The 8,015-nt window shown below is 39.4% G+C and carries 13 protein-coding genes and 1 pseudogene; all 14 read right to left on the bottom strand.

The window, feature by feature from the left end:
* Nucleotides 1–335: 335 nt before the first annotated feature.
* On the bottom strand, nt 336–914 hold the full coding sequence (rplQ, locus tag VFM80_RS04955; RefSeq protein WP_395070157.1) for a 50S ribosomal protein L17: 579 nt from the start codon (nt 912–914) through the stop codon (nt 336–338).
* Nucleotides 915–932: 18 nt separating this feature from the next.
* Nucleotides 933–1,904, bottom strand: a complete 972-nt coding sequence (locus VFM80_RS04950; RefSeq protein ID WP_395070155.1) for a DNA-directed RNA polymerase subunit alpha — start codon at nt 1,902–1,904, stop codon at nt 933–935.
* Nucleotides 1,905–1,927: 23 nt separating this feature from the next.
* Complete coding sequence (gene rpsD, locus VFM80_RS04945; protein ID WP_395070153.1) at nt 1,928–2,533, bottom strand: 30S ribosomal protein S4; 606 nt, start codon at nt 2,531–2,533, stop codon at nt 1,928–1,930.
* Nucleotides 2,534–2,551: 18 nt separating this feature from the next.
* Nucleotides 2,552–2,959, bottom strand: a complete 408-nt coding sequence (gene rpsK, locus VFM80_RS04940; RefSeq protein WP_395070151.1) for a 30S ribosomal protein S11 — start codon at nt 2,957–2,959, stop codon at nt 2,552–2,554.
* Nucleotides 2,960–2,977: 18 nt separating this feature from the next.
* Complete coding sequence (gene rpsM, locus VFM80_RS04935) at nt 2,978–3,358, bottom strand: 30S ribosomal protein S13 (protein ID WP_395070149.1); 381 nt, start codon at nt 3,356–3,358, stop codon at nt 2,978–2,980.
* A gap of 20 nt (nt 3,359–3,378) precedes the next feature.
* On the bottom strand, nt 3,379–3,495 hold the full coding sequence (gene rpmJ / locus VFM80_RS04930) for a 50S ribosomal protein L36 (RefSeq protein ID WP_071594720.1): 117 nt from the start codon (nt 3,493–3,495) through the stop codon (nt 3,379–3,381).
* Between the two features lie 11 nt (nt 3,496–3,506).
* Nucleotides 3,507–3,725: a translation initiation factor IF-1 gene (infA, locus tag VFM80_RS04925; RefSeq protein WP_020404818.1), complete on the bottom strand. Its 219-nt coding sequence runs from the start codon at nt 3,723–3,725 to the stop codon at nt 3,507–3,509.
* A complete protein-coding gene (gene map, locus VFM80_RS04920) occupies nt 3,718–4,527 on the bottom strand; it encodes a type I methionyl aminopeptidase (protein WP_395070146.1) in 810 nt (269 codons plus the stop codon). Before map ends, infA begins: the two co-directional genes overlap by 8 nt.
* A 1-nt stretch (nt 4,528) precedes the next feature.
* The gene (gene secY / locus VFM80_RS04915; RefSeq protein ID WP_395070144.1) at nt 4,529–5,842 is read right to left on the bottom strand and encodes a preprotein translocase subunit SecY; all 1,314 of its coding nucleotides are present in this window, start codon (nt 5,840–5,842) and stop codon (nt 4,529–4,531) included.
* Nucleotides 5,843–5,857: 15 nt separating this feature from the next.
* Entirely contained in the window at nt 5,858–6,313 is a 456-nt protein-coding gene (gene rplO / locus VFM80_RS04910; RefSeq protein ID WP_395070159.1) for a 50S ribosomal protein L15, read from the bottom strand.
* A 19-nt stretch (nt 6,314–6,332) separates the two neighbouring features.
* A complete protein-coding gene (gene rpsE, locus VFM80_RS04905) occupies nt 6,333–6,857 on the bottom strand; it encodes a 30S ribosomal protein S5 (RefSeq protein ID WP_395070142.1) in 525 nt (174 codons plus the stop codon).
* 17 nt (nt 6,858–6,874) lie between these two features.
* A complete protein-coding gene (rplR, locus tag VFM80_RS04900) occupies nt 6,875–7,213 on the bottom strand; it encodes a 50S ribosomal protein L18 (RefSeq protein ID WP_395070140.1) in 339 nt (112 codons plus the stop codon).
* Between the two features lie 12 nt (nt 7,214–7,225).
* Entirely contained in the window at nt 7,226–7,780 is a 555-nt protein-coding gene (gene rplF / locus VFM80_RS04895) for a 50S ribosomal protein L6 (protein ID WP_395070138.1), read from the bottom strand.
* Nucleotides 7,781–7,797: 17 nt separating this feature from the next.
* A pseudogene (rpsH, locus tag VFM80_RS04890) lies at nt 7,798–7,977 on the bottom strand (30S ribosomal protein S8); the annotation flags it as partial.
* Nucleotides 7,978–8,015: the final 38 nt, after the last annotated feature.

The following is an 8,015-nucleotide window of genomic DNA, read 5'->3' as shown; positions in this document are numbered from 1 at the left end:
CCAGGATCAAACTCTCCATTGTAAATACTTAAATTATACTCTGTGAGCATGACCCTACGCTCTTGTCATTTCTGTAAAAAGAATTGAACAAGCTCTCGCTCGCACAAACAATCTGATCTATACTTCATTATGTCTAAGAACAATCGTCTCGCAGTTGTAAAAAATCGCTTGCGAAACAGAAACCAAAGATAAGGGATATTGATGTCAGATGTCAACTTTATTTTAAGAATTATTCTCTTTTTTTGACATCTTTGCCAGGTGAAATCTTTGGTAATTATCACCCAACAAAAAAAGACCTTTATAGAATACAAAGGCCTTCATTTTAAATAGAAAATTTATTTTTTCTCTTCTTCTGAACTTTCTTCAGTATCAGCTTTTACTTCAGTTTTTTCTTCTTCTGCATCTGACACTTCCTCTACTTTTGCTTCAACTTCTTTCTCTTCTTTTTTTGGCTTTGAAGAGGCTTTAGTCGTGGTAGGAGTATTACTCTTACCAGCTCGGCGTGTTTTCTTTTTACCCGAGGATGCATCAGAAGAAGCTCCTTCTGGTTTAATATCATTGTAATCAACTAACTCGATCACAGCAAGCTCAGCTCCATCTCCCTTACGGTGCCCCGCTTTTATAACACGAGTGTAACCTCCGGGACGATCTTTACTTTTTGGGCCTACTTCAGTGAAGAGTGTTGTAACTGCATCTTTATTCTGAAGAGAAGAAAACACTTGTCTTCTATTATGATGCGAATCTTCTTTTGCTCTGGTAATTAAAGGCTCAATAAAGCCACGCAATTCTTTAGCCTTAGCTAAAGTCGTTACAATCCGATGCTCTCTGATCAAAGCCATTGAAAGAGATTGCATGGTTGTTTTACGGTGAGCTGCCGTTCTACTTAGTTTTCTACCTTTTACTCCGTGACGCATAATTTAATTCCTTTATCCTTAGTCTAAATATTTTGATACGTCCATTCCAAATTCGAGATTCTTCTCTTCAATTACTTCTACTAACTCACTTAGTGATTTTTTACCGAAGTTTCTGAATTTGAGAAGATCTTGCTCATCACGCGACACTAATTCACCAATAGAATTTATATTCGCTGATTTTAAACAATTATAAGCTCGAACACTAAGATTGAGATCTTCAATGCTAGTTCTGAGAAGGTTTGCAACACGCTGTTTCTCAGCATCTACTTCTTCTTCCTCTTGAGTGAATGGCTCTTCAATTTCTTCCGTAATGAATTTTTCGATATGCTCTTTAAGAATTTTACCTGCAATGGTAAGGGCTTCTTTGGCATTTACTGATCCATCAGTTTCAATATCCATTACTAATTTCTCATAGTCAGTGCGCTGACCTACACGAACGTTTTCAACGTTATATTTTACAGACTTAATTGGCGTGAAGATAGCATCAATTGGAATCAGACTTACATCATCATCTTCAACTGTCATTTCTTCTGCAGGTACATATCCACGACCTCTGCCAATCTTTAATTCTATCTCCAGCTCAGCATCATCAGCCAGATTTCCTATTACCAAGTCAGGATTTAATACATCGTATTCACCGGTAGAATCGTCAATATCCTTAGCTGTTAATACACCTTCACCACTCTTTGATATATGAATAACTCCGGAGCTCTGTTCTACCTGCTTAAATCGAACTTGTTTGAAATTCAAAATAAGTTCATAAACATCTTCCTTAACTCCTTTAATACTGGAATACTCATGATCAACACCGTTGATCTTTACAGCAGTAATTGCAATACCTGGAAGTGATGAGAGCAGAACTCTTCTAAAAGAGTTACCAATCGTTACACCAAAACCTCTTTCAAGCGGTTGAAGAACAAAGGTTCCAAAATTGTCCTGATCTTCAACTACATTAAGTGTTTCGGGCATTTGAATGCTATAGTTGCTCATAATAGGGTCTTAATCTTTAATAATTACTTGGAATAAAGCTCAACAATAAGCTGAACGTTTATATTTTCAGGTATTTCGTCCATAGTAGGAACATAAAGCATCTTACCTGATCTTGACTTGGGATCTGTTTCAACCCATTTATATTTATTTCTGGATGATCCGTCTAAAGAATCTTCTATAACTTCCAGATTTCTGGACTTAGGGCGAATAGATATTACATCACCCGGGCTCATCTCAAAAGAAGGAATGTTCACCACTCCGCCGTTCACCACAATATGTTTATGTGTCACAAGCTGACGAGCCTGACGTCGGGTTCTTGCAAAGCCCATACGATAAACAGTATTGTCTAAGCGACATTCAAGTGCTTGAAGTAAATTTTCACCTGCAACACCACTTTTGGCTGAGGCAGCTTTAAATAAATTACGGAATTGCTTTTCAAGCAATCCATAAGTGTATTTTGCCTTTTGTTTCTCCTCAAGCTGAATAGCGTATTCAGATTTTCTGTTAAATCTTGAACGCCCATGCTCGCCGGGGCCGTATGGTTTGCGCTCTAAAGCTTTGCTAGGTCCAAAGATTGGTTCTTTGAATCGTCTGGCTTTCTTTTGTTTTGGTCCTCTATATCTTGCCATTATACAATCTTCTTACAATTAAACTCTTCTTCTTTTTGGTGGTCTGCATCCATTATGTGGGAGTGGGGTACGGTCTTTAATAGAAGTAACTTCCAAACCTGAACTTGCCATTCCACGCACAGCTGCTTCACGTCCTGAACCAGGACCTTTTACAAATACTGCAACTTTTCTTAAGCCCATATCATGTGCTGTTTTTGCAGCAGTTTCAGCGCTTAATTGAGCCGCATAAGGAGTGTTCTTTCTTGAACCCTTAAATCCTTCTTTACCAGCAGACGACCAAGAAACCACGTTTCCGTCAGCGTCAGTTATGGTTACGATCACATTATTGAATGTGGCCTTAACAAAAGCCATCCCATTAGGATCGCTAAGTTGTTTTTTCTTTTTGCGCTTTGCAGCTACAGATGCTTTTGGTTGTTTTTTAGCCATGGGTTATCTCAATTACAATTACTTCTTAACAGCTTTCTTCTTACCAGCAACAGTACGCTTTTTACCCTTTCGAGTACGCGCATTATTTTGAGTGTTTTGCCCACGAACAGGAAGTCCTCTACGGTGACGAACGCCACGGTAGCTTCCTATTTCTATCAAGCGACGAATGTCTCCGTTCACTTCACTTCTAAGGGCACCCTCAACTTTATATTCTTCATCTATTAGCTTACGTAACTCACTTACTTCATCATCTGTCCAATCCTGAACCTTTGCGTTGTGATCAATGCCAACACGGTCAAGAATTTCAATAGCCTTTGAACGGCCTATTCCATAAATATAAGTAAGGCTGATTACGCCTCTTTTCTGCTTTGGTAAATCTATTCCAGCAATACGTGCCATATAAGTAATCTGTTATTCTATTATCCCTGACGCTGCTTATGGCGAGGGTTTTTCTTGTTGATTACGTAAAGACGTCCTTTACGTCGTACTATTTTGTCGTCTGAACTTCTTTTCTTTACTGATGATCGCGTTTTCATGACAACCTCTTTTATTTATATCTATATGTTATTCTTCCTTTGGATAAATCATAGGGTGACATTTCTACTGCCACTCTATCTCCCGGGAGAATTTTAATGTAATACATACGCATTTTACCTGATACATGAGCAAGAATCTCATGCCCATTATCTAATTCTACGCGAAACTGCGCATTAGGTAATGCTTCTATTATTTCTCCATCTTGTTTTATCGGCTCTTGTTTAGCCATAATACAATATGTTTTCTTTTTTGTCCGAGAGCTCAGCAATATAATCAAAAGTACTGAGAATTTCAGCCTTTCCTTCTCGAACTACAATATCATGTTCGAAATGAGCGGCCAGGCTCTCGTCGGCTGTAACTACTGTCCAGCCATCGTTTAATGTTTTTGTTTTCCAAGAACCCATTGTAATCATAGGTTCCACAGCAAGCGTCATACCTGAACGCAATCGCTCACCTTTACCTTTTCTGCCAAAATTAGGAACGGATGGATCTTCATGCATCGCTTTCCCAATTCCATGGCCAACTAATTCTCTTACCACTCCATAACCTGCATTTTCACAATGAGTTTGAATAGCATTGGCCATGTCTCCAATTTTGTTTCCATGGACGGCCTGTTCAATTCCTTTGTATAAAGATTCAAGGGTGGTTTTCAATAATTTCAAAGATTCTTCACTGCATTCACCAACCGGAAACGTATATGCATGGTCACCGAAGTATCCATTTTTTTCAACTCCACAATCAATGGATACAATATCACCTTCTTCTAAAACTCTTTCACCTGGAATCCCATGAACAACTTCTTCATTCACAGAGATACAAAGTGTTGCAGGAAATTCATTTCCTTTAGGTCCATATCCTTTAAATGCAGGACGACCTTTTTCTTTGGCAATGTATTCTTCCGCAATTCTGTCAAGCTTACCGGTTTGAACCCCTGGCTCTATATTTTTTCCAACTTCCGCCAAGGTTCTTGAAACGATCAATGCACTTTCACGCATTTTCTCAATTTCCGATTCGCTCTTCAAATAGATCATCTTAAGCTCTTCTTCGGCCTTTGATTCTACCGGTCTTCATAAAGCCATCGTAATGACGCATCATTAAATGACTTTCGATTTGCTGAAGTGTATCTAATGCAACACCAACAATAATCAGCAAGCTTGTTCCCCCATAAAAGAGAGCAAAGCCTGGCGTTAAACCAAACACACTAACTGCTATTGCAGGTAGAATAGCAACGAACGACAAGAATATAGAACCCGGCAGGGTGATCTTCGTCAAAATATTATCAATGAACTCTACGGTTTGCTTACCTGGGCGTACACCCGGAATAAAACCGCCTTGTCGTTTCATAGTATCTGCCATCTCTTTAGGATTAACTGAAATAGCAGTATAGAAAAATGTGAAAAACATACATACAAAGAAGAACACAACAGAGTAAACCAATCCGGTAAAGTCTACTGACCACTGTGTCAAAAACTGTACAGTTTGATTGTCCGGAAAGAATGAGCCTATTGTACTCGGAATGAACATAATGGACTGAGCAAAAATGATCGGCATAACTCCGGCTGCATTTACTCTAAGTGGCAAGTACTGGGTTGTACCTCCATAAACCTTTCGGCCTACTACACGTTTTGCATATTGAACCGGAATCTTACGTGTTCCCTGTGTTAACATCACAACCGCTGCAATCACTAATATAAGTGCTGCAACTTCAATAATAACCAATATCGCATTCGCACTGGTTGTTACCTCATTATAGAAGCTTGCAGGTAATGCAGCAATAATACCGATCATAATAATCAGTGAGATACCATTTCCAATGCCTCTTTCACTAATTCGTTCCCCAAGCCACATTACAAACACTGTACCTGCGGTCAAAACAATCATAGAAGTTATAATAAAAGCAAACTCATTAACCACGATAGCCTGTGGGGCTGTGGAAATAAGGTTTATCGAAAAACCGATAGCTTGTACAAGAGTAATTCCAACTGTACCATAACGGGTTAAGCGAGTGATCTTTCTCCTTCCTTCCTCACCTTCGCGCTGCAGCTTTTGGAAATAAGGAACAACCGCGCCCATCAACTGTATTATAATGGCGGCCGTAATATATGGCATAATTCCCAATGCAAATACACCAGCACGGGAAAATGCACCACCCACAAATAAGTCAAAAAGCCCCAGTAAACTACTGGCGGCATTTCCGGTACTTCCTATTAACTGACTTGCATCTACACCGGGAAGGGTAATATAACTACCAACCCGATAGACCATTAAGATTCCAACCGTATAAAGAATACGATTCTTAAGGTCTTCGATTTTGAAAATATTGCGAAAGTTTTCTATCAGACTCATGCGCCGTAAATACTATTAGTTTTGCACTATAGTTAATGATCCACCTGCTTTTTCTACCTTTTCTTTGGCAGAATCACTGGCGGCGTGCACTTCGATTTCAATTTTTTGATCAAGATCGCCACGACCCAGAAGTTTAACTCTGTCACTTTTGTTGGCTAATCCTGAATTCACAAGATCTTCTAAGCTAATAGAAGTATTTAATTTCCCAGCTTCGATAAACTCACTGATCGTATGCACGTTTATCGCACGATTTTCAGTTCTATTGAAATTTTTAAAACCGAATTTAGGAACACGGCGCTGAAGTGGCATCTGTCCACCCTCAAACCAAGCACGTTGCTTGTGGCCTGATCTGGATTTCTGACCATTGTGTCCACGACCCGATTGTTCTCCACGACCGGAACCCTGTCCACGACCAACACGCTTAGTGCTTTTTCTATTAGGGATCGGTGCTTTTAAATTGCTTAAGTCCATCATCAAATTCCTTTAGATATTATCCTTCAAATACTTTGTTGAGAGAAACACCTCTTCTCTGGGCTACTTCAACCGGATCTGTCAATTCTTTTAAAGCAGTAAAAGCTGCTTTAACCATGTTATGGGGGTTAGAAGATCCTTGTGATTTTGACAGAATGTTGTGCACTCCGGCTACATCCAATAACGCTTTTACAGCACCACCTGCAATTACACCGGTACCTTCAGCTGCCGGACGAAGTAAAACCTTCCCGGCTCCTGCTTTACCCACTATGGGGTGATAAATACTTTTTGTTTTAGTAAGTGGTACACGGATCAGGTTTTTCTTGGCATTATCAAATCCTTTTTGAATAGCATCTGACACTTCATTTGCTTTACCAAGTCCGTGTCCGCAAACACCGCTTCCATCACCAACTACTACAATAGCATTAAAGCTGAAACGACGTCCACCTTTAACTACTTTAGAAACACGGTTCACGTGAACCAGTTTTTCTTCAAGGTTTAGATTTGCAGCAGGTATAGATTGTTTTCTTCTTATTTTAGGCATTGTTTATCCCAATTCTATTAAAAGTCTAATCCACCATCGCGTGCGCCATCAGCTGCAGCCTTCACGATGCCATGATATTTATAACCACTACGGTCAAATACCACTTTATTAATTCCTTTGTCCTGAGCTACTTTCGCAAGTTCTGCTCCCGCTTCTTTAGCATTATCAACACCTGTATTTGCCTTAGTGGCGGCAAGTGTTGCACCTGCTAAATCATCGATCAATTGCAGATATGTATATTTACTGCTTTTGTAGATTGTCAAACGGGGACGTTCCGATGTTCCTTTTATAGTAGACCGGATACGTCTTCTGATCTTATTTCTACGCTCAGTTTTTTTCTGTTGTGTCTTATTCATTTTTCAATTCCTCTATTTAGCAGCAGACTTACCGGCTTTGCGACGAATTTGCTCGCCCAGGTATCTGATACCTTTACCTTTGTAAGGTTCCGGCTTCCTGAATGATCTAATTTTAGCGGCCACTTGTCCTACCATTTCTTTGTCAACTCCAGTGATAACAAGTATGGGGTTTTTTCCAGACTTGGTATCAACTTCCATTGTAATGCCTTCCGGCGGAACAAAGAAAATAGGATGAGAATAACCCAGGTTAAGTTCTAATACATCACCACTCATCGATGCACGAAAACCAACTCCAATTATTTCTAATTTTTTAGTATAACCTTCCGAAACACCCACTACTGCGTTATTTATCAAAGCACGAAACAGACCATGCAAGGCACGGTTTGATTTCTCATCGTTGCTTCGTTTGATAACGAGCTCACTATCATTCTTTTCGATAGAAATGTTAGGATGAATACGAAGTGTATTAGTTCCTTTTTCTCCTTTAAAAGTTGCAATATTATCAGCGTTGATGCTGAACTCAACTTTATCAGAAATAGGTACCGGTAGATTTCCAATTCGAGACATAGTTCAAAAACTGTTTATTAATAAATGGTGCACAATATCTCGCCGCCTACGTTAAGCTTGCGAGCTTCTTTATCGGTCATTACACCTTTTGATGTTGAAAGAATTACAATACCCAATCCGTTCTGAGAGCGGGGAACATTGTCACCGCCTTTATAAACTCGAAGTCCGGGTTTTGAAAGTCTTTTAATGCTACGGATCACAGTATTTCAATATGAATCATATTTCAGAAACAAGC

Source organism: Gracilimonas sp., from assembly GCF_035704785.1.
Lineage (GTDB): Bacteria > Bacteroidota > Rhodothermia > Balneolales > Balneolaceae > Gracilimonas.
Note: the sequence above shows the minus strand (reverse complement) of the source record. Positions and strands in the feature narration are given on the sequence as shown.

What these genes read in the sequence shown, in the direction of transcription:
- rpsD (WP_395070153.1), bottom strand. Translation starts at nt 2,533, where the DNA reads ATGGCAAGATATAGAGGACCAAAACAAAAGAAAGCCAGACGATTCAAA.
- VFM80_RS04950 (WP_395070155.1), bottom strand. Translation starts at nt 1,904, where the DNA reads ATGAGCAACTATAGCATTCAAATGCCCGAAACACTTAATGTAGTTGAA.
- secY (WP_395070144.1), bottom strand. Translation starts at nt 5,842, where the DNA reads ATGAGTCTGATAGAAAACTTTCGCAATATTTTCAAAATCGAAGACCTT.
- rpsE (WP_395070142.1), bottom strand. Translation starts at nt 6,857, where the DNA reads ATGCCTAAAATAAGAAGAAAACAATCTATACCTGCTGCAAATCTAAAC.
- rplO (WP_395070159.1), bottom strand. Translation starts at nt 6,313, where the DNA reads ATGGACTTAAGCAATTTAAAAGCACCGATCCCTAATAGAAAAAGCACT.
- rplR (WP_395070140.1), bottom strand. Translation starts at nt 7,213, where the DNA reads ATGAATAAGACACAACAGAAAAAAACTGAGCGTAGAAATAAGATCAGA.
- infA (WP_020404818.1), bottom strand. Translation starts at nt 3,725, where the DNA reads ATGGCTAAACAAGAGCCGATAAAACAAGATGGAGAAATAATAGAAGCA.
- rplQ (WP_395070157.1), bottom strand. Translation starts at nt 914, where the DNA reads ATGCGTCACGGAGTAAAAGGTAGAAAACTAAGTAGAACGGCAGCTCAC.
- map (WP_395070146.1), bottom strand. Translation starts at nt 4,527, where the DNA reads ATGATCTATTTGAAGAGCGAATCGGAAATTGAGAAAATGCGTGAAAGT.
- rpmJ (WP_071594720.1), bottom strand. Translation starts at nt 3,495, where the DNA reads ATGAAAACGCGATCATCAGTAAAGAAAAGAAGTTCAGACGACAAAATA.
- rpsM (WP_395070149.1), bottom strand. Translation starts at nt 3,358, where the DNA reads ATGGCACGTATTGCTGGAATAGATTTACCAAAGCAGAAAAGAGGCGTA.
- rpsK (WP_395070151.1), bottom strand. Translation starts at nt 2,959, where the DNA reads ATGGCTAAAAAACAACCAAAAGCATCTGTAGCTGCAAAGCGCAAAAAG.
- rplF (WP_395070138.1), bottom strand. Translation starts at nt 7,780, where the DNA reads ATGTCTCGAATTGGAAATCTACCGGTACCTATTTCTGATAAAGTTGAG.